This is a genomic window from Streptococcus parasanguinis (assembly GCF_001073155.1).
Taxonomy (GTDB): Bacteria; Bacillota; Bacilli; order Lactobacillales; family Streptococcaceae; genus Streptococcus; species Streptococcus parasanguinis_D.
The window spans coordinates 51551-70683 of sequence record NZ_JVEE01000031.1; the positions used below are offsets into that span (position 1 = coordinate 51551).

Genomic DNA, 19133 nt, shown 5'->3' on the forward strand with positions numbered 1-19133 from the left:
CGAATGAGTAGAAAGCAAGCGCTATCCATGTATTTGATAGGGACCTTTGGTCAAGTATTAGGAGTCAGCCTTCTGGTGTGGTTTTTAAGAGCAGGAGGAGTCAAGGTTGATTTTACATCACCAATGGGGATGATTGCTGTTGTTTTAGGTGGCTTATCATCTGCTTTTTGGGGCAGTCTTGCAAGCATTAGTTACCATCAATCTAGTTTCAAACAAGTTCTAAAAGATTTTTTTCAAGTCAAAGACAGTTTAGCTAATTATTGTTTAGTGCTCGTTTTCTTGTTACTCGACTTTTTCCCCTATATCTTTTGTGCCAAGATCACCACTCAATCGTTGGTCTTGCCAGTGGTGCTCTTTTTCAAGGCTCTTCTTTTTGGTGGAGTTGAAGAAATTGGCTGGCGTTATTTCTTTCAACCAACTTTGCAGGAAAAAATACCTTATCTTTCAGCTACTGTGATCACCTTTTTAGCCTGGTCTAGTTGGCATCTTTTCTACTTCTACATCGATGGTTCTTTAGGTGTCATTCAATTGTTTCCGTTTCTAGTAGGTCTGCTAACTAACTGCTTTATCTTATCGGCCTTGTATCATAAAACGCAAAATTTATGGCTCTGTGTCATGACCCATGCCTGCATCAATTCCTTGTCTCAGATTCTAGTGAATGAAGAGGTATGGCTATCTATCGTCAGTAAAATTCTTATTATTAGTTTAGCAATCATGATTGCAAGAAAGAAGTATGTAACTGTAAAGGAAGAAAAATGAGCAAATTTATTTCAAAACAATCAGTCGCTATCTGGTATGCATTGACTGCTCTCCTTGCTACAGTTCTAGTAGGGCAAGTTATTCTTTGGTTTTTCCCAGATAGGACTAGTATGGGTGCCTCACTACTATTTATCCTAATGAACTTGATTCCCATGATTGTGGCTGCTGTCTTTTCTCTGGTGTTGAGTGAAGTCAACTCCTTGGGTGAATTTTTCAAAAAGGTCTTTCTTCAAAAAGAAAGTTCCCTATCTTGGATCCTAGCTTTCTTCGTTCCCGTCATCTATTATGGGATTTCCATCCTGCTTATGAACGTTCGCTTTACTGGGAACTCCCTCTTGGCCTTCTTCCTCTATTTCCCTTGGACCTTTTTATATGGAGGTTTGGAAGAAGTAGGCTGGCGTTGGTTTTTACAAGATCATCTTTCCTTTAGTAAGCACTTTATACCTAAAATGATGGTTCTTTCCATTGTCTGGTTCCTCTGGCATATTCCTATCTATCAACTCCCTTGGATTACAGCAGGTTCGTCCAACTATCTCATCTTTTACCTGATGATTTTAGGGAATACCTTCCTATTTGGAGCGCTCAAGGAGTACTCGAAAGGAGCTGTCCCTTGTATCCTCGCTCATATGCTGATTGATAGTCTGGCTGTCCTTATGCTGGTTCAGAGCTCTCTTCCTCAGATTATCCTTCTGGTTAGTTGCGAAATCCTAGTAGCTTCTTGGCTGGTGGCTATACGAAAATCAGAGAAATAGAGTTGTACCTCTTTCGGTGGGAGTCTGTCATCTTTAGCCTTTAGGACTTCAATGTAGACTCCATAAAATGGTATAATCAGTTTAACGAAGAGCCTAGAAATAGGATCAAAGTATCAACACAGTTTATTCTTATCCATAATGAGAGAGGGGAAAGACCATGCAAAAAACCTTTCAGTTGTTGCGAAGAGGAGATTTAGAGGGAGTCCGTCAGATATTGGATAAAAAGCCTGAAGAAGTCAATGCTGTTTCGGGTGACAAACCTAAAAGAGATCAGGGACAGTCGCTCCTTCAAGTCGCTATCAAATCGGGACATTTAGATATTGCAGACTTACTCATTGATAGAGGAGCAGATCTTAACTTTATTGAAGAGCCGACAGAGCTGAATCCATATTGTCAACCAGTCCTCCAAACAGCCGGAGGACGAGCTGTATTTGACTGTAGGCGCATGATCAAACGATGGAATAGTCAATATGAGATGTATTCGTCTAAGGAAAAGGCTGACCAGTCTTTCAAGGTTTTTGAGAAAATGTTGGAACTTGGGGCCGATATCTCTCAGAAGGACAGCCATGGTGGGACTTTGTTGCAAACTATTTTAATTGAAACCAAGGAAGTTCTGCCATCTTATTATTGGAAAACAAAAGAAACAAGCGATAATGTCCTCATAACGGATGAATTACGTCATGATTTAAATCGTATTTATGATCTATTAATTCGTTACGGTGTGACTGCGGACGAAATAGCTGTCTATCAGAAGATTCCTCTCAAAGAACTTTACCAAGACAGTCCGACCATGGAGTTTTTAAATCGGTTAGATCAGAACAGAGCTTGATAAGTATTTGAACTACTAGTTAAAAGAGCCTCAGGGCTCTTTTAATTTGATCTGATAGAGGTGGAAGCAGTAGGAAAATGTTAGACCGGATTTTCTTTAAAAAATGGATACAAATCCATGATGAAATAGAGTATACTAGTTTATGAAAGAACAAGATTTTTAAGTACCTAATTCAGGAGGGCAGTTTATGTCTCAAGAAACTTTCATTATGGCGATTGACCAGGGAACCACTAGTTCGCGGGCTATCATTTTTAATAAAAAAGGCGAGCAAGTTAGCTCTAGTCAAAAGGAATTCACTCAAATTTTCCCGCAGGCTGGTTGGGTGGAGCACAATGCCAATGAGATTTGGAACTCGGTTCAGTCGGTGATCGCTGAGGTCTTTATTGAAAGTGGCATCAAGCCCAATCAAATCGAGGCGATCGGCATTACCAATCAACGGGAAACGACAGTTGTTTGGGATAAGAACACGGGGCTTCCTATTTACAATGCCATTGTCTGGCAATCACGGCAAACGGCTCCACTGGCTGAAGAACTTAAAAACCAAGGCTATGTAGAAACCTTCCACCAAAAGACAGGTCTAGTCATTGATGCCTACTTCTCAGCGACTAAAGTTCGTTGGATTTTGGACCACGTAGAAGGAGCACAAGAGTGTGCGGAGAAAGGTGAATTGCTCTTTGGGACCATTGATACTTGGTTGGTCTGGAAGCTGACAGATGGAGCTGCCCACGTGACAGACTATTCCAATGCAGCCCGTACCATGCTCTACAATATCAAGGAACTGAAATGGGACGATGAAATCTTAGACATTCTCAACATTCCTAAAGCCATGCTTCCTGAAGTGCGTTCAAACTCTGAAATCTATGGCAAGACAGCGTCTTTCCATTTCTACGGTGGACAAGTGCCGATTGCAGGGATGGCGGGAGACCAGCAAGCGGCCCTCTTTGGTCAATTGGCTTTTGAACCTGGGATGGTCAAAAACACTTATGGAACTGGATCCTTCATCATTATGAATACGGGTGAGGAGATGCAGTTATCAGAAAATAACTTGCTGACGACGATTGGTTATGGGATCAATGGCAAGGTCTACTACGCCCTTGAAGGATCGATCTTTATCGCTGGAAGTGCCATTCAATGGCTCCGCGATGGCTTGCGTATGATCGACAGTTCACCTGAATCCGAGGCCTATGCTCTGAAGTCTCAGAACCAGGATGAAATCTATGTGGTTCCTGCCTTTACGGGTCTTGGAGCACCATACTGGAATCAAGAGGCGCGTGGTTCTGTCTTTGGACTTACCCGGGGAACAACCAAGGAAGACTTTATCAAAGCAACCCTTCAATCCATTGCCTATCAAGTACGTGATATTATTGACACCATGCAGGTGGATGCCAAGACTCCTATCCCTCTCCTAAAAGTAGACGGAGGAGCAGCGAAAAATGATTACTTAATGCAGTTTCAGGCTGATATTCTTGGAATTGCGATTGCTCGTGCCAAAAATTTGGAAACTACGGCTTTAGGAGCAGCCTTCCTAGCAGGTCTGACTGTAGGCTATTGGAAAGACTTGGAAGAATTAAAATCTCTTCATGGAGCAGCTCAAATCTTTGAACCCAAGATGGATGAATCTCGTAAGGAAGAGCTGTACAAGGGGTGGAAGAAAGCAGTCAAAGCTACTCAAGTATTTGCGGAGTCTGATGACTAAAGGGATCAATCAAATGAATAGTTTATGAGAGAGAGTGGGACAGAAATCGGTCATTCGTTAGAATTCGATTTCGTCGTCCCACCTCCGCACAGTTGAGTAGGGCTGTAAAAGCTGATGAAATCAGCGTAGTAGAGCCCACTCAACCACTGCGTCTTGCTTGACAATCCAAAAATAATTGAGAGGCTAGGACTTTTGTCCCAGCCTCATGTAGTTTTTACAGAATAGAACAGTTATCTGTTTTGGTTAAAAGCCATATTCTATTTCACTTATCACTAAATAAAAATATCATATAAATGAACTTTTTTTAAAAAATAACAGGCCAGAGTTTGACACTTTTTTCACAAAGGAGTATACTGTTAGCATAGTTTTGTCGGATATTTATAATAGATCCCATCAAAACTAGTTGTCAACCCTTGCTGTTCTGATAGGAACGTTTGCTGGTATCGTTGATACCAAGGAGGAATCATATGTCTAAAGTAGCTATTGTCACAGGTGCTGGTCAAGGAATCGGTTTTGCAATCGCAAAACGTTTGGTGCAAGATGGCTTCAAGGTCGGAGTATTGGACTACAATGCTGAAACAGCTGAAAAAGCAGTTGCTGAGTTGTCCGCAGAAAATGCTTTTGCGGTCGTTGCTGATGTATCCAAACAAGCAGAAGTAGCTGCAGCTTTCCAAAAAGTTGTTGACCATTTTGGAGATTTGAATGTTGTCGTGAACAATGCAGGTGTTGCGCCAACTACACCACTTGATACAATTACAGAAGAACAATTTACGCGTACATTTGCTATTAACGTTGGTGGCGTGATTTGGGGTGCTCAAGCTGCACAAGCTCAATTCAAAGCGCTTGGCCATGGCGGAAAAATCATCAATGCAACTTCACAAGCAGGGGTTGTAGGTAACCCTAACTTGACTGTTTATGGTGGTACTAAATTTGCAGTTCGTGGTATCACACAGACTTTGGCGCGTGACTTAGCGGATTCAGGAATCACTGTCAATGCTTATGCACCAGGTATCGTGAAGACTCCAATGATGTTTGACATTGCTCATGAAGTTGGTAAGAACGCAGGTAAAGATGACGAATGGGGTATGCAAACATTCGCTAAAGATATTACTCTCAAACGTCTTTCAGAACCTGAAGATGTAGCAGCAGCGGTCAGCTTCCTTGCTGGACCTGATTCAAACTACATCACAGGACAAACCATTATCGTAGATGGTGGGATGCAGTTCCATTAAGATAATAAATAGAGGTTGGGATCAACATCCTAACCTCTTATTTTTTATGCTATTTCGTTAATACAATGGTATCAGAAGGATCGCGATCGTCATCTTCAATAGTGAGTTGGTTACCTTCTAGTTTGTAATATTTGAGATCATCTCCCACAGTGAGAGTATGATTGTCGGAGTGAACGGTTACAGGCTTGCTTTCTTTCTCGCCATCCCTTTCAACCTCTTCCCATGTGCCCATCTTACCAGAGAGGGTCAGAGTGATCTGATCATTTTCATCAGTCCCTTTGTATGTACCGTCTAGATTTTCAGCTTGGCTAGCTGTTTGTGAACCTTTAGAGCTTGAAGTGCTCGAAGAAACCTGTTGTGAACTAGCAGAGTTTGCAGGTGTTTGAGCTGTCTGGTTCGAGCAGGCTACTAAAAGACCAAGAACTGCCAGTGAGGCAAGAGAAAGTGTGAGTTTTTTGGACAATGTCATCGGCTTGTCTCCTTTCTTTGATAATCCAAATATAGCAGAGGATAGAGGAGAAGACAATGAAAATGATTTTTCAGAAAAGGGAGAAAGAATTCTTTATATGTTCATCTTTTTAGATCAAAAAAACCACTCCCGAAAGGGAAGTGGTTCTGTGTTGGTTCTTATTTGAGACCGTATTTTTTGTTGAAACGATCCACACGTCCATCTGCTTGAGTGAACTTTTGACGTCCAGTGTAGAATGGGTGTGAGTCTGATGAAATTTCAACACGGATCAATGGGTAAGTTTCACCTTCGAATTCAACTGTTTCGCTAGAGTACTTAGTTGAACCGCTGACGAACTTGTAACCAGTAGTAGTGTCCATGAAGACAACAGGGCGATATTCTGGATGGATATCTTTTTTCATTTTGCAATATTTCCTTTCTGCCATGGTCTCTTTCCGAGCCATAGATTGTTACTAAGCTAGTTTACCAAATTTCCAGGATCTTGACAAGTATTTTCACTAATTTTATTTAAATTAATGATCAAAAAAATCACCCTAGCTATGCTAAGGTGATGATAATCTTATTATTGTTCAGATTGATTTGGATCTTTTGGTGCTTCAACTGGTTGATCAGCTTTTCCTTCAGTGTGTTCGTGTGATTCTTTTTTGATTTCATCTACTGCAGTTTTAACTGTAGTAGTTGTCACCCGTCCAACTGTTTGTGCAAATCCTTTACCAGATTCAGCAAGTTCTTCGAATGTTCCTTTAGTGATTTTACCACCTGACATCGCCAAGAGACCAGTTACAACAATAGCGATTGATGCGATCAAAGCAAGGATCAAACCAAAGCCAATTGAAACGCCATAACCATTGAAGTCAACAGCATATTTGTTTACACCAAATAGATCGATCAATGTTACGATAGTTGAGAGAGCCCCTGATACGATAACACCAATTGCAAAACCTTTTGGTAGTGAAGATTTCACATCGTTCAAGCAAGCAAGGACAATCGCAACGACTGCGAAGATAATAACGAACCATCCATCTCCGCGAAGGCCATTCCAGCTGTATGAACCAAAGGCACCAGCATTCAGGCTTGCCCATGGCAAGAAAGAGCTAAGAATCGCTACCGCAGCAGAGATAATGATAAACAAACGATTTTTTCCATAATAAGTCTCCTTAAAAATTTTATTAGCTTTATTTTACCATAAGAAAGATCAAATGAAAACCCCATGACCAAGATAAAAAGGCTGAGAAACCGTTCTCAGCCTTCGTTTGTGCGTGCCACTTCTTGTAGCTCTTTGTAGATTTGGTCGTTTTCTTCGAGGGAGTAGGAGTTAGCTCCACTAGCTAGTGGATGGCCACCACCATTATGACGTTTGGCAATCTCATTAATCACTTTTCGTTTGCTACGCATCCGGACACGGAAGTGACCGTCAGTCTGTTCAACAAAGATAGCCCAAACAGACACGGTATCGATGCGTCCAGGAGCTCCAACAATCGCAGCAGTCTCAGAATCACGTAGATCAAATTTCTTCAAGAGCTCTTGTGTCAAGGTCACACGCGCAGCGCCATGTTCGTCGATCTCGAGATGGTCATAGACGTAGCCTTGAAGCTTAGCGGTTTTAAGATTGATCGTATCCATTTGACGAGCAAGGGCAGTAAAATCAAAGGGAATGCTTCGAAGTGTTGCAGCGATCTCAAAAGTCCGAGTCGAAGTAGCAGGATAAAGGAAGCGACCCGTATCGCCGACAATCCCTGCATAGAGGAGACGCGCAGCACTAACCGGTAGTTCGAGATCCAATTCCTTAGCAAAAAGTGCAATCAGCTCACTGGTAGAGCTTGAGTCTGTATCAACCCAGAGCAGATCGCCATATGCATCGTCATTTGGATGGTGGTCGATCTTGATCAGGAAATCACCATTCAAATAGCGCTTGTCATCGATTCGGGGAGTATTGGCCGTATCACAGACAATCACCAAAGCTCCCTCAAAATCTTCATCCTTGACCTCATCCATTTCAGCAAGCCAAGTCAAGGTCGGTTCATCATAGCCAGTTGCCAAGACCCGCTTTTGAGGGAAGTGCGCACGCAGGAGATCCCGCAAGCCCACCTGGCTCCCAATCGCATCAGGATCCGGATTCTGGTGACGGTGGATAATAATCGTGTTATAAGCTTGAATCTTTTCAAGAATGTCATTCATTACGTTCATACATTACCTCATTTTCTCTGTCAATTTTAACATAAAAAAGGCCCATACAGCAAGCGTTTATCACTATGCAGGGTCAGTGGAGGCGGTTTTACATTGTATGGATATTTTGTTAGAATGAGAGAGATGATGAAAGAAATTAAACAATCAATGAAAAGAAAACGATGGTTAGAATTTCCAAAAACAATTGTAGTAGTGTTGATCGTAATGCTTATTGCAGTATTCCTAAGTAGTTGTAGTAACAATCAACCGGCATTGAATGTTTTAAAGAAAAAGCAATTTATTATGATTAAAATGGGAGATTCTACCGATGAGCATTTTGAGGTTGGGTTGGACCTTGAGAAAAAGGAATATTACTATAATGATGAAACTGCAGTGAAAGACGATACAGTTTATGGTGGATATAAAGAGGACTGGGATCGTAAACAGTATTACAAATCTGCTGTAAATGAAGAATTATCATCAGTTCTATTAAGTAAGAAAATTACTACTGATGAAATTAAGAAGTCCAACTATCAAATTACTGGCTCACCGAAAAGATTTGTGGATGAAAAATTGATGAAAGAGGAATATCCGCCAGAATTTGAGGCGATTTATTTAAATAAAAAACTTCAATTCACCAAGGTTTGTATCACCTACAACAAAGAATTTCGACCAACAAAAATTGAGTGGTACTATAAGGGTGAAGAAGGACTAAAATGGTACACTTGGCGCACATATTCGTATCCCTTCAAAAATAAGTCTGATTTTGATAAGAGATTGGATGAAGAAATCGAAGATATTAAAGCAATTCAAGAAGAGAACAAGGGCGATTAGGTTGAATCGGTCCAATTTCTTGAAACGTGCCCCTTCTTTCATCTTCTTGGGAAAGGTTTCGTGCAAAATGCTTGAAAAAGTGGTATAATACGGGAAATAGCTTTTGGGAGGAAATTATGACTGTAGCGAAGATTGTTTTTGCTAGTATGACTGGAAATACTGAAGAAATTGCTGATATCGTAGCGGACAAATTCCGTGATCTTGGTGTCGAAGTAGATGTGGATGAGTGTACAACTGTGGATGCGGAGGACTTCCTTGATGCGGATATCGCAGTGGTAGCGACTTATACTTACGGTGATGGAGAGCTTCCAGATGAGATCCAAGATTTCTACGAAGATTTGGCTGGCCTTGATCTCAAAGGCAAACTTTACGGTGTGGTAGGATCAGGTGATACCTTCTACGATGAATTCTGTAAAGCAGTTGATGATTTCGACCGTTGCTTCGCTGCGACTGGTGCTGAAAAAGGCTCTGAGTGTGTCAAAGTTGATTTGTCTGCAGAAGACGAAGACATTGAAAAATTAGAAGCCTTTGCAGAAGAACTCGTAGCAAAAGCAAATTAAAGACAAAGAGGCTGGATCAATAGTTTACAGCCTCGATTTATATCCAAAATAAAGAGGAGACACATGGATTTAGATCAGATTCGTAAGGACATTGACCAGATCGATCAAGAGCTAGTAGCCTTGCTGGAAAGACGGATGGTCTGTGTCGGTCAGATTGTAGAATATAAGGAGCAACAGGGCTTACCTGTGCTCGATCAAGGAAGGGAAAGAGAGGTGCTTGAGAAAGTTGGCTCTCTCGTGACGGATGAGCAGTATCGTTCGACTATTCAAGCTCAGTTTCAAGATATGATGAAGCGCTCGAGAGACTTCCAAGAGGAGGTGAGGGCGCGTGACTAGTCTATCGATCAAGCAAAAAGCACCACAGTATGTGGTCCTAACAGGGATGGCTCTTTTCATTGGTCTCTTGGTCGGTGCCATTGACATGATTTTTGGTCAAGGTCTTCTCCTGATCGGTGATTTCCGAAGCCAGCATTGGCCCTTGATTCTTTTTCTAGCCATAGCGGGGCTTGTCATCGTTTATCTTTATAAACGTTTTGGTGGCAAGGCTTCAAAAGGGATGGGCCTGATCTTTGATGTCGGACACGCGCGTGAGGAGAGAATCCCCTTGGTTTTGGTTCCTTTGATTATGCTGACGACCTGGATGAGCCATCTCTTTGGTGGTTCAGTCGGTCGGGAAGGTGTAGCGGTTCAGATCGGAGCGACCCTTTCGCATCGTTTTGCCCGTCATATCAAGATTCCAGATGCTTCGCGTATTTTTCTCATGACTGGGATGGCAGCTGGTTTTGCGGGGCTCTTTCAGACGCCACTCGCAGCAACCTTCTTTGCCCTTGAAGTCTTGACAGTTGGGGAGTTGCAGTTGATAGCTCTCTATCCTGCGCTCATCGCCTCAATCGTGGCTAGCTTCACCTCTCATGCCCTTGGCTTGGAGAAATTTGCTGTGCCACTAAAAGAAACGCTGAGCTGGACACCAGAGAACTTGATCAAAGTTGCCCTTCTTGGCCTGGCTTTTGGCCTTGCTGGGAAACTCTTTGCAGTTAGCCTTTCCTGGTTGAAGAAAACAGTCGCGAAAGTCCTGCCTAATCCCTATATCCGGATTGCCCTTATAGGGGCTGGACTCAGCTTGGTCCTCTTGACCCTCCAGCTGACCAAGGTCGGCACTTATAGTGGACTTGGAACCAATCTGATTGATGTGGCTTTTCATCAGGGCAGTGCGCAGAGTTATGACTGGATCTTGAAGCTTCTCTTTACCGTGGTGACGATTTCAGCTGGATACCAAGGGGGAGAAGTGACACCGCTCTTTGCGATCGGAGCTACGCTTGGAGTCTTTCTTGCTCCTATGCTGGGCTTACCCGTCTTAGTCGTGGCCGCTATTGGTTATGCCAGTGTCTTTGGCAGTGCGACCACGACCTTGCTCGCACCGATCTTCATCGGAGGAGAGGTCTTTGGGTATGGCAATCTTCCTTTCTTTGTTATCGCCTGTGCTATCGCCTATTGCCTGCCAAAAGAGTGGAGCATTTATTCCGGTCAAAAAGTTGCAAAAAAGTAGAGAAAAGAGCTTTACAAACCTAAAAATATCTGATATGATAGTCTTTGTGCGTAATGGAAGCACAAAAATACAGTTTATCCGCTGAGGGAGGTCCCTCAAGATTGACGAAGATAGGAGAATAAAATGAATCCATTAATCCAAAGTTTGACAGAAGGTCAACTTCGTACTGATATCCCTGCATTCCGTCCTGGTGACACTGTTCGTGTACACGCGAAAGTTGTCGAAGGATCTCGTGAACGTATCCAGATCTTTGAAGGCGTTGTTATCGCTCGTAAAGGTCAAGGACACACTGAAATGTACACTGTTCGTAAAATCTCTAACGGTGTCGGTGTTGAACGTACATTCCCAGTACACACTCCACGTGTAGACAAGATTGAAGTTGTACGTTACGGTAAAGTACGTCGTGCGAAATTGTACTACCTTCGTGCATTGCAAGGTAAAGCAGCTCGTATTAAAGAAATCCGTCGTTAAGACGAACAAGGAGGCGGGAGTGATCTCGCTTCTTTTTTTATCGGTCCCCTTAGTTCAATGGATATAACAACTCCCTCCTAAGGAGTAGTTGCTGGTTCGATTCCGGCAGGGGACAATAATTCAATCACAAGAGGCTGGGGCAAAAGTCCTAGCCTCTTTATTGTTTTTGGATTGTTGAGCAAGACGCAGTGGTTGAGTGGGCTCTACTACGCTGATTTCATCAGCTTTTACAGCCCTACTCAACTGTGCGGAGGTGGGACAACGAAATCGAATTCTAACGAATTACCGATTTTTGTCCCACACTCTTTTTTTGACCAAATTTTGATCAAGTTCATAAGATATCCATGGTGTGGAATAATAGGAGAAAGTAAGCATAAAAATATATTTTAATAAATTATGAAATTCTAATGTCTAAACTATTCAAAAACCTTATAGTCACTATCATTAGTGGCTTTTTTAAATTTTTAATGTTACATAAAATATGATACAATAAAAGCGATTACAAGTTTTTTAATAATTTATTTAAGTGGGAGTAGAATAATGTCGAACATTAAAACGGAAAATGAACATCAAAAGCAAACTACAATTAATATTCAAAAAAAGGCTGCTCTCATTTGGGGGACAGCTGATATTCTACGTGGTCTATATAAGCCACATGAGTATGGTAAGGTAATATTACCTATGACAGTCATTAAAAGACTTCATGATACTTTGCTTCCTACTCGAGAAGCTGTTCTGGAGACTGTAGAGAAGGTAAAAACTATCAAAGTTAACCAGATTAAAAATCGTAAATTATCAGATGCTTCAGGCTATAGTTTCTATAATACTAGCAACTTTACTTTTGATACACTTCTGTCTGATGCAGAGAACATTGAAGAAAACTTTAGGTCATTTATTAATGGTTTCTCAGAAAATGTTCAAGATATTTTAGAGAATTTTGAATTCGATAAGGAAATCACTAAAATGCAGAATAATGATGCGCTTTATTCAGTGATTCAAGAATTTAATAGTCAAAAGGCCTATCTGGGAGCGGATACAGTGACTTCAACAGACATGGGCTACATTTTTGAGGAACTTGTTCGTCGTTTTTAAGAAAGCTATGGAGAAGATGCAGGAGCGCACTTTACTAGTCGAGATATTATTTATCTGATGACAGATATCCTCTTGATTGATGAAAAGCCATCAGATAAAGCTATTGTAAGAACTATTTACGATCAGACAATGGGAACCTCTCAAATGCTTTCAGCTATGATGGAGCGAATTAAAGCGTTAGATGCTAATGCAGATGTAACAACGTTTGGTCAAGAGTTAAACCCAGAAACCTATGCTATTGCAAAAGCAGACACTATGATTCGTGGGGGAAATCCAGATAATATGGCCTTAGGATCAACTCTCTCAAAAGATGCTTTTTCAGGTTATACTTTTGATTATTTGATATCAAACCCTCCATTTGGTATCGATTGGAAGAAAGACCAGAGTGCTGTAAAAGCAGAAGCAGATTTAGGAGAAAAAGGCCGTTTTGCTGTCGGTTTACCTAAGATTTCAGATGGTCAGCTTCTTTTCCAACTAAATGGTATCGCTAAATTAAAAGATACAGGACGTATGGCAATTATCCATAATGGTTCAGCACTATTTTCTGGTAATGCAGGAGGTGGAGAATCAGAAATTCGTAGATATGTAATTATGAATGACTGGCTGGAAGCTATTATCCAACTACCGACAGATTTGTTTTATAACACTGGAATTTCTACCTATATTTGGATTATAACCAAAAATAAAAATAAAGAACGACAGGGGAAAGTGCAGTTATTAGATGCAAGTAAAGCATTTGTTAAGCGTCGTAAAAATATTGGTGAAAAGAAGGTGGATATTGATAAGAAACGCCGAGAACTAATTGTAGAGGCTTATGGAGAATTTGCTAATAAAGTTTATAGTGAAGATGATTCGATTGTAGAGTCTAAAATATTTAATAATGATTTTTTTGGTTATCAAAAAGTTGTTGTTGAAACACCTCTATATGATGAAAGTGGCAATATTATCAGAAAGAAAAATGGGAAAACAGAACCTGATACTAGCAAGCGTGATACTGAGGATATTCCTCTGACAGAAGATATTGATACTTACATCAATAGAGAAGTACTGCCTTTCAATCCAGACGCTTGGGTTGATAAAAGTAAAACAAAGATTGGTTTTGAGATTCCATTTACACGTTTGTTTTACAAATATCAAGCGCCAGAAAGTTCAAAAGATATTTCTCAACGCATTAAAACTTTAGAAGAGAGAATCATTAAGAATTTTAAAACCCTTATTGATCAAAGAGGCGAAGAAAAAGATGATTGAACTTGATGAGTTTATTTACTTTGATGATAATGAAATGATTGAAAGATTCAAAGAATTAATTAGTCCTGATAATGAAAAATATTACAAAAATAGGACTTTGAATACTGAATTTCAACTTATTCGTCGGTATTTAGATAGTCAGGGGTATAGAATAATACAATTTCCTAACGCATTAAAATCTCCAAGCACTCTTTATGACTTTGCTTATAATAAAATAAGATCTCATATTCAAAAGGAACGTGGATTTTTAGGTACAGTCTCGTGGGATGAGAGACGCATATTAATCTTAGGGTTAGATATTCTTAAAGACGACATAACCCTTCAGCCAGTACCTGACGATTTACAGACTATTATTAAAAAAATCTCTCTTAGAGATGCGACATGGGAACAACAAACTGATGATGAGAAATTAAGAACAATTGCTGAAGTGATTGAGAATCTTATGAAATTATCTAATGGTAAGTTCCTCTCAGTAGACGAATCTAGTTTTTATGGTTTGTTTACAGAAGGTCAATTGAAGAATTTTCGCAAACAATTGCAAGTTTTTAGACATAGTCACAAGCAAGCATTAGAAGAAAGAGATTCCGAATTTGATGAATCTAGAAAAAAATTTCTATTGCATTTAGGGATTGTGCTTTTAATTCGGTTAAATGAAATCACGAGGGGAGATGTTAATGAGTCAGATGAAAGATAGTGGTATCAAATGGATAGGTTCAATCCCTGAAGAGTGGGAAGTTTTAAAATCAAGATATTTTTTAAACGAAATATCAATAAAGGGATATCCTAATGAAGAAGTGTTATCTCTTTATCGAGATTATGGTATTATTCCAAAAAATTCACGTTCTGATAATCACAATGTAACTTCATTGGATACATCAGGATATAAATTTGTTAGTCCGGGTAATTTGGTAATTAATAAAATGAAAGCTTGGCAAGGTTCAATGGCTATTTCTAATCTTAGAGGTATAGTATCACCGGCTTATTATACCTTTGAAGTTGATAACGAGCGATTTGATTTACGCTTTTTACACTACGCTTTACGTAACCCAGCATATAAACAAGAATATAGGAGAATATCTGCAGGTCTTAGAATTGGTCAATGGGATTTGAATAAAAATGAGTTCAAAAATTTAAAATATGTTTATCCTATTGATAAAACTGTTCAAAAAAAAATAGCGACATTTCTTGATGAAAAGACAGCCTTGATTGATGAGATTATTAGCGATAGCAAGAAATCCATCGAGGAATTAAAAGCCTATAAGCAATCGTTGATTACAGAAATTGTCACAAAGGGACTTGACCCAAATGTAACATTAGTACCATCTGGCATTGATTGGATTGGAGATATTCCTGAGGGATGGGAAGTAGTGAGAAGTAAAAATATACTTTCCTACTCAAAAGGACTAAGTATTACAAAGGAAAACCTAACTGAAACTGGTATCCCTGTTATAAACTATGGTCAAATTCATTCAAAGTACCCAGTTTACTTTAATCCTAAAATAAATCAACTTCCGTTTATAAGTAATTTTTATTTAGAGAGTAAAAAGAATGCATTATTAAACCAAGGGGATTTTGTTTTTGCAGATACTTCAGAAGATATTAGTGGAAGTGGTAATTTTTCTTCACTTACGTCAGATGGGATTGCATTTGCAGGGTATCATACAATAATAGCTAGAATTATTGATAAAACTAGAATAAATTTTAGATATTTAGCTTATTATTTTTCAAGCGAATTGCACAGGAAACAAGTAGGGTCACGTGTATCAGGTGTTAAAGTTTTTAGTATTTCTCAAAAAATTCTAAAGAGTATGTTAATACTGTTGCCTAATAGAGATGAACAAAATTCTATCGCCAATTACCTCGACCAAAAAACAGCCCAAATTGACACTATCATAGCGGAAAAAGAAAATCTCATTTTTGAGTTTGAAAGCTATAAAAAATCAATGATTTATGAGTATGTGACAGGGAAAAAGCAGGTGGAAGGCTATGAAAGTTGATTTTGAACTATTGTTAAAACCAAAAATCCAAGACGGAGACTTACGCCAGCTATTTTGGAAATCCTTTGAAAGGGTTCATGACATTAATCGGTTAGAGAAAACCAATACGCTTACTTACTATTTCCCAGAGGATAATCCGCTACAATTTAAAACAATCATCAGAAAATCAGATAATATTCTTCATTGTCGACTAAAAGCGACAGTTGATATCCACTGGAGGAAGACATATTTCTATGATAAGTTTAGGGCAAGGATAAGTGGAGTCTTGAGTCAACATTTTGAAGTAACTCTCTACTCTGCTGATTTATCAGCCTATTATGCGAAAAAGTGTTACTCGACTCTTCTTGATTATGAAACCAATTTAAGGAAAATATTTTATTTAATTTACCATTTTTATGATGTGACAGCTGCCACCGATGGACGGAAAAAACAAACCTTAAATGCTTATGTTGAAGATTTAGATTTGAGTCAACTAGAAAAACTCTTGTTTGCGAAAGATTGGCTATTAGTTGGTAAATCTTATGAATTTTATGGTATTAGCAAAGATAGCAATCTATACGAAAAACTCTCAAAAATAGCTGAAAAGATAGAATTTAGAAGTCTGTGGGAAGTGAATATAAAGCCCTTACTACCTAAGTATGATATTGATGAAGAAGTCATAACGAAGATTAGAAATGTCCGAAATAAGGTCGCCCACCATAAAGAAATGAGCTTTAATGATTGGAAGTTCTGTAAAAATGAAGTTCGGACCTATGCTAATAAATTTCACCAAATTCAAGATGAGCTACTTGAAAGAAAATTTTACCAAAATACAAAGGTTTCAACTGTTGCACTACAAGGACTTCTTGAAATGTCGAAACAATTTCAAAAAGCGGTTGAAGCCTACACAAAGACAATACAGGCCCACAATGCAATTCTGTTAGGAGAAACAATAACAAAGGCAATGAAGAGTATAACTATTCCTAGAATTGATATTTACAAAACCATTGCACCTGCTATGGCTGAGATTGCTAATTCTCATGCTGAACGTATATCAAAAATAATGCAAAATACAACTATTCCTCAGATAGGTGTGTTAGGAAATGATGAGCAAGAAAGTTCATCGGAAAACGATGAAGAAGATAAGGAATAATATGGAAGATAATGAAAAACGATTTGAAGAAGATATTGAAACTTGGTTAAGTTCACCAGCGGGTGGGTGGATAAAAACTAAATTTCAAGACTCAAACTATGATGCGACTAAAGGTCTCGACTTATATGCTCTTTTAACCTATGTTCAGGAAACACAGAGTAAAATGTGGGAACGTTACAAAAAGGTAGTTGGAGTAAATCCTGAAAGCTCTTTTTTCAAGAGATTTGAACAAGAAGTTAATAACCATGGGATTTTACATGTACTACGTAATGGTATGCAGGATAGAGGCTGTAAATTTAAAGTAATACAATTTAAACCGTCTTCGACTTTAAATGATCAACTTTGTCTTGCTTATCAAGCGAATAAAACTACGATTACACGTCAGTTTGCTTATAGCCCGCATAACAAAAATACAATTGATATCGTTTTGTCTATAAATGGTATACCCCTGGTAGCTCTTGAACTGAAAAATCAGTTTAAGAATCAGTCTGTAGAACATGCAAAAAAACAGTTTATGTTTGATAGAGATCCAAAAGAATTGGTTTTTCAATTTAATCGTCGTTTTCTTGTGTACTTCGCAGTTGATACTCACGAGGTCTGGATGACTACGAAATTAGCTGGAGATAAGACCTATTTTCTACCGTTTAATCAAGGCTCGAATGGTGCTGGTAATGTAGGTGGTGCTGGGAATCCCGAACGTGATGACGATTATATAACAGCCTATCTTTGGCACAATGTTTTACAAAAAGATGCTCTCTTAGATATCATTCAGAGATTTATGAATCTAGAAGTTAAGATTGAAAAGAATTCGTCTGGAAAACAGATTGAGAAGAAAACGTTGATTTTCCCACGATATCATCAGTTAGATGTTGTTAAAAAGTTAGTAGAAGATACTCAACAGAACGGTTCTGGAAATCATTATTTGATTCAACACTCAGCAGGTTCTGGAAAATCTAATTCAATTGCCTGGTTAGCTTATCACTTACAGAGAATTCACAATGATCAGAATCAACCCTTGTTTAACTCAGTTATAATTGTTACAGATAGAACAGTACTAGATCGGCAATTGCAAGATACTATAACCTCATTTGATGCTACAACAGGTCTAGTTGAGACTATTGGAGACAACAAATCTTCTAAGGATTTGTTGAAAGCAATAAATGATGGTCGCCAAATCATAATAACTACCCTGCAAAAATTCCCAGTTATTTATCAGGAAGTCGATTCAACAAAAGGCAAACGTTTCGCTGTCATTGTGGATGAAGCACATTCTTCACAGACAGGAACAGCAGCTCAAAAATTGAGAAGAGCATTATCAGACACAGAGGATGCTTTAAAAGAGTGGGAAGAGTTTGATGAAGAAGAAGCTTCAAAAGCACGTGACGAAGAAGATGAATTAAATACTATTTTGCTTGGACAGGGACGACATGAAAATATTTCATTCTATGCTTTTACAGCAACTCCTAAAGTGAAAACAATGGAAATGTTTGGAACTCAGCAAGCTGACGGTAGTTTTGTTCCATTTCATGTTTATTCAATGAGACAAGCTATCGAAGAAGGCTTTATTTTAGATGTTTTAAAAAATTACATGACATACCATACAGCATACAAGATAGCTAAGTTGGTTGAGGATGATCCAAAGCTTCCACCTTCAACTGCCAAGCGAATTATCACTCGTTATGCTGACCTCCACCCATATAATATTGCTCAGAAAACTGAGATTATGATTGAGACGTTTAGAGAAAAGACACGTCATAGTATAGGTGGTAGAGGGAAAGCAATGGTTGTAACGAGTTCTCGTTTGGCAGCAGTTCGTTACTTAAATGAATTTAAACGATATATTGATGAAAAGGGATATCGTGATATAGGAGTTCTAGTAGCTTTTTCAGGTGACGTTATTGATGGAGATGATTACTACAATGAAGTTGGTTTAAATATTCTTAAAGATGGTTCTCATGTAAAGGAAAATCAATTAAAAGAAGTCTTTCATGGGGCTGACTTCAATATTTTAATTGTTGCTGAAAAATATCAAACAGGTTTTGATGAACCATTGTTACATACAATGTTTGTAGATAAGAAACTTCGTGGTGTCAAAGCTGTTCAGACATTATCTCGCCTTAATCGAACGACAACTAATAAATCAGATACATTTATTTTGGATTTTAAAAATACAGCAGAAGAAATTCAAAAAGCATTTCAACCATTTTATGAAGTTTCCAGTCTTGATAAGGCTATTGATCCCAATATGCTTTATGATGCTAAAGAAAAAATTCGTAAGTACAAAATTTATACTGATGAAGACGTTCTTAAAGTTTCTGGTCTTTATAGCAAAGCTAGCATAGAACAAGAT

Annotated in this window: 20 protein-coding genes, 1 tRNA gene and 1 pseudogene; 18 read left to right on the forward strand and 4 right to left on the reverse strand. The window is 38.9% G+C overall.

Going from position 1 to position 19133, the window contains the following annotated elements:
• Positions 1-3: 3 nt before the first annotated feature.
• The 5 genes from ADH92_RS05005 (at position 4) to ADH92_RS05025 (ending at position 5268) form a co-directional block, all read left to right on the forward strand.
• Positions 4-759 carry a CPBP family intramembrane glutamic endopeptidase gene (locus tag ADH92_RS05005; RefSeq protein WP_049497582.1) on the forward strand — a complete coding sequence of 252 codons (756 nt, stop codon included), beginning with the start codon at positions 4-6 and terminating at the stop codon, positions 757-759.
• On the forward strand, positions 756-1511 hold the full coding sequence (locus ADH92_RS05010) for a CPBP family intramembrane glutamic endopeptidase (protein ID WP_049497584.1): 756 nt from the start codon (positions 756-758) through the stop codon (positions 1509-1511). Before ADH92_RS05005 ends, ADH92_RS05010 begins: the two co-directional genes overlap by 4 nt.
• Before the next feature lie 157 nt (positions 1512-1668).
• A complete protein-coding gene (locus ADH92_RS05015) occupies positions 1669-2340 on the forward strand; it encodes an ankyrin repeat domain-containing protein (protein ID WP_049497586.1) in 672 nt (223 codons plus the stop codon).
• A 187-nt stretch (positions 2341-2527) separates the two neighbouring features.
• Positions 2528-4036: a glycerol kinase GlpK gene (gene glpK / locus ADH92_RS05020; RefSeq protein WP_049497588.1), complete on the forward strand. Its 1509-nt coding sequence runs from the start codon at positions 2528-2530 to the stop codon at positions 4034-4036.
• Positions 4037-4503: 467 nt separating this feature from the next.
• On the forward strand, positions 4504-5268 hold the full coding sequence (locus ADH92_RS05025; protein ID WP_003006860.1) for a (S)-acetoin forming diacetyl reductase: 765 nt from the start codon (positions 4504-4506) through the stop codon (positions 5266-5268).
• A 49-nt stretch (positions 5269-5317) separates the two neighbouring features.
• Here the strand turns inward: ADH92_RS05025 and ADH92_RS05030 are convergent, their stop codons facing one another.
• On the reverse strand, positions 5318-5737 hold the full coding sequence (locus tag ADH92_RS05030; RefSeq protein ID WP_049497591.1) for an SP_0198 family lipoprotein: 420 nt from the start codon (positions 5735-5737) through the stop codon (positions 5318-5320).
• Here ADH92_RS05030 and ADH92_RS11195 point away from each other — a divergent pair.
• Positions 5724-5903, forward strand: coding sequence for a hypothetical protein (locus ADH92_RS11195; RefSeq protein ID WP_049497593.1), 180 nt, complete (start codon positions 5724-5726; stop codon positions 5901-5903). The two genes, ADH92_RS05030 and ADH92_RS11195, sit on opposite strands and share 14 nt — an antisense overlap.
• Here ADH92_RS11195 and ADH92_RS05040 read toward each other — a convergent pair.
• The 3 genes from ADH92_RS05040 to ADH92_RS05050 form a co-directional block, all read right to left on the reverse strand.
• A complete protein-coding gene (locus tag ADH92_RS05040; protein ID WP_021153079.1) occupies positions 5896-6138 on the reverse strand; it encodes a type B 50S ribosomal protein L31 in 243 nt (80 codons plus the stop codon). The genes ADH92_RS11195 and ADH92_RS05040 overlap by 8 nt on opposite strands.
• A gap of 161 nt (positions 6139-6299) precedes the next feature.
• Positions 6300-6869 carry a lantibiotic ABC transporter permease gene (locus tag ADH92_RS05045; protein ID WP_239681849.1) on the reverse strand — a complete coding sequence of 190 codons (570 nt, stop codon included), beginning with the start codon at positions 6867-6869 and terminating at the stop codon, positions 6300-6302.
• Between the two features lie 110 nt (positions 6870-6979).
• Positions 6980-7924: a DHH family phosphoesterase gene (locus ADH92_RS05050; RefSeq protein WP_049497597.1), complete on the reverse strand. Its 945-nt coding sequence runs from the start codon at positions 7922-7924 to the stop codon at positions 6980-6982.
• Positions 7925-8050: 126 nt separating this feature from the next.
• Here ADH92_RS05050 and ADH92_RS11405 point away from each other — a divergent pair, with 126 nt between their 5' ends.
• The 12 genes and pseudogenes from ADH92_RS11405 to ADH92_RS05105 all read left to right on the forward strand — a co-directional run.
• On the forward strand, positions 8051-8737 hold the full coding sequence (locus ADH92_RS11405; RefSeq protein ID WP_239681850.1) for a hypothetical protein: 687 nt from the start codon (positions 8051-8053) through the stop codon (positions 8735-8737).
• 116 nt (positions 8738-8853) lie between these two features.
• Positions 8854-9297, forward strand: a complete 444-nt coding sequence (locus ADH92_RS05060) for a flavodoxin (protein WP_003007049.1) — start codon at positions 8854-8856, stop codon at positions 9295-9297.
• 63 nt (positions 9298-9360) lie between these two features.
• Positions 9361-9633: a chorismate mutase gene (locus ADH92_RS05065; protein ID WP_049497600.1), complete on the forward strand. Its 273-nt coding sequence runs from the start codon at positions 9361-9363 to the stop codon at positions 9631-9633.
• Positions 9634-9679: 46 nt separating this feature from the next.
• Complete coding sequence (locus tag ADH92_RS05070) at positions 9680-10843, forward strand: chloride channel protein (protein ID WP_204373624.1); 1164 nt, start codon at positions 9680-9682, stop codon at positions 10841-10843.
• A gap of 123 nt (positions 10844-10966) precedes the next feature.
• Complete coding sequence (gene rplS / locus ADH92_RS05075) at positions 10967-11314, forward strand: 50S ribosomal protein L19 (protein ID WP_021153086.1); 348 nt, start codon at positions 10967-10969, stop codon at positions 11312-11314.
• Between the two features lie 43 nt (positions 11315-11357).
• Positions 11358-11429, forward strand: a tRNA-Arg gene (locus ADH92_RS05080).
• Positions 11430-11854: 425 nt separating this feature from the next.
• Positions 11855-12406: a type I restriction-modification system subunit M N-terminal domain-containing protein gene (locus ADH92_RS11410; RefSeq protein ID WP_239681851.1), complete on the forward strand. Its 552-nt coding sequence runs from the start codon at positions 11855-11857 to the stop codon at positions 12404-12406.
• Between the two features lie 21 nt (positions 12407-12427).
• Positions 12428-13654, forward strand: a pseudogene (locus ADH92_RS05085) (HsdM family class I SAM-dependent methyltransferase); the annotation flags it as partial.
• Positions 13647-14348, forward strand: coding sequence for a hypothetical protein (locus ADH92_RS05090; protein ID WP_049497603.1), 702 nt, complete (start codon positions 13647-13649; stop codon positions 14346-14348). The pseudogene ADH92_RS05085 and the gene ADH92_RS05090, both read left to right, overlap by 8 nt.
• Positions 14329-15651 carry a restriction endonuclease subunit S gene (locus ADH92_RS05095; protein WP_049497605.1) on the forward strand — a complete coding sequence of 441 codons (1323 nt, stop codon included), beginning with the start codon at positions 14329-14331 and terminating at the stop codon, positions 15649-15651. Before ADH92_RS05090 ends, ADH92_RS05095 begins: the two co-directional genes overlap by 20 nt.
• The gene (locus ADH92_RS05100) at positions 15641-16783 is read left to right on the forward strand and encodes a HEPN domain-containing protein (protein WP_049497609.1); all 1143 of its coding nucleotides are present in this window, start codon (positions 15641-15643) and stop codon (positions 16781-16783) included. The genes ADH92_RS05095 and ADH92_RS05100 overlap by 11 nt, the downstream gene beginning before the upstream one ends.
• A 1-nt stretch (position 16784) precedes the next feature.
• A partial coding sequence (locus tag ADH92_RS05105; RefSeq protein ID WP_049497612.1) for a type I restriction endonuclease subunit R occupies positions 16785-19133 on the forward strand: 2349 nt, incomplete at its 3' end.

What these genes read in the sequence shown, in the direction of transcription:
- ADH92_RS05005 (WP_049497582.1), top strand. Translation starts at nt 4, where the DNA reads ATGAGTAGAAAGCAAGCGCTATCCATGTATTTGATAGGGACCTTTGGT.
- ADH92_RS05010 (WP_049497584.1), top strand. Translation starts at nt 756, where the DNA reads ATGAGCAAATTTATTTCAAAACAATCAGTCGCTATCTGGTATGCATTG.
- ADH92_RS05015 (WP_049497586.1), top strand. Translation starts at nt 1,669, where the DNA reads ATGCAAAAAACCTTTCAGTTGTTGCGAAGAGGAGATTTAGAGGGAGTC.
- glpK (WP_049497588.1), top strand. Translation starts at nt 2,528, where the DNA reads ATGTCTCAAGAAACTTTCATTATGGCGATTGACCAGGGAACCACTAGT.
- ADH92_RS05025 (WP_003006860.1), top strand. Translation starts at nt 4,504, where the DNA reads ATGTCTAAAGTAGCTATTGTCACAGGTGCTGGTCAAGGAATCGGTTTT.
- ADH92_RS05030 (WP_049497591.1), bottom strand. Translation starts at nt 5,737, where the DNA reads ATGACATTGTCCAAAAAACTCACACTTTCTCTTGCCTCACTGGCAGTT.
- ADH92_RS05040 (WP_021153079.1), bottom strand. Translation starts at nt 6,138, where the DNA reads ATGAAAAAAGATATCCATCCAGAATATCGCCCTGTTGTCTTCATGGAC.
- ADH92_RS05050 (WP_049497597.1), bottom strand. Translation starts at nt 7,924, where the DNA reads ATGAACGTAATGAATGACATTCTTGAAAAGATTCAAGCTTATAACACG.
- ADH92_RS11405 (WP_239681850.1), top strand. Translation starts at nt 8,051, where the DNA reads ATGAAAGAAATTAAACAATCAATGAAAAGAAAACGATGGTTAGAATTT.
- ADH92_RS05060 (WP_003007049.1), top strand. Translation starts at nt 8,854, where the DNA reads ATGACTGTAGCGAAGATTGTTTTTGCTAGTATGACTGGAAATACTGAA.
- ADH92_RS05065 (WP_049497600.1), top strand. Translation starts at nt 9,361, where the DNA reads ATGGATTTAGATCAGATTCGTAAGGACATTGACCAGATCGATCAAGAG.
- ADH92_RS05070 (WP_204373624.1), top strand. Translation starts at nt 9,680, where the DNA reads ATGGCTCTTTTCATTGGTCTCTTGGTCGGTGCCATTGACATGATTTTT.
- rplS (WP_021153086.1), top strand. Translation starts at nt 10,967, where the DNA reads ATGAATCCATTAATCCAAAGTTTGACAGAAGGTCAACTTCGTACTGAT.
- ADH92_RS11410 (WP_239681851.1), top strand. Translation starts at nt 11,855, where the DNA reads ATGTCGAACATTAAAACGGAAAATGAACATCAAAAGCAAACTACAATT.
- ADH92_RS05090 (WP_049497603.1), top strand. Translation starts at nt 13,647, where the DNA reads ATGATTGAACTTGATGAGTTTATTTACTTTGATGATAATGAAATGATT.
- ADH92_RS05095 (WP_049497605.1), top strand. Translation starts at nt 14,329, where the DNA reads ATGAGTCAGATGAAAGATAGTGGTATCAAATGGATAGGTTCAATCCCT.
- ADH92_RS05100 (WP_049497609.1), top strand. Translation starts at nt 15,641, where the DNA reads ATGAAAGTTGATTTTGAACTATTGTTAAAACCAAAAATCCAAGACGGA.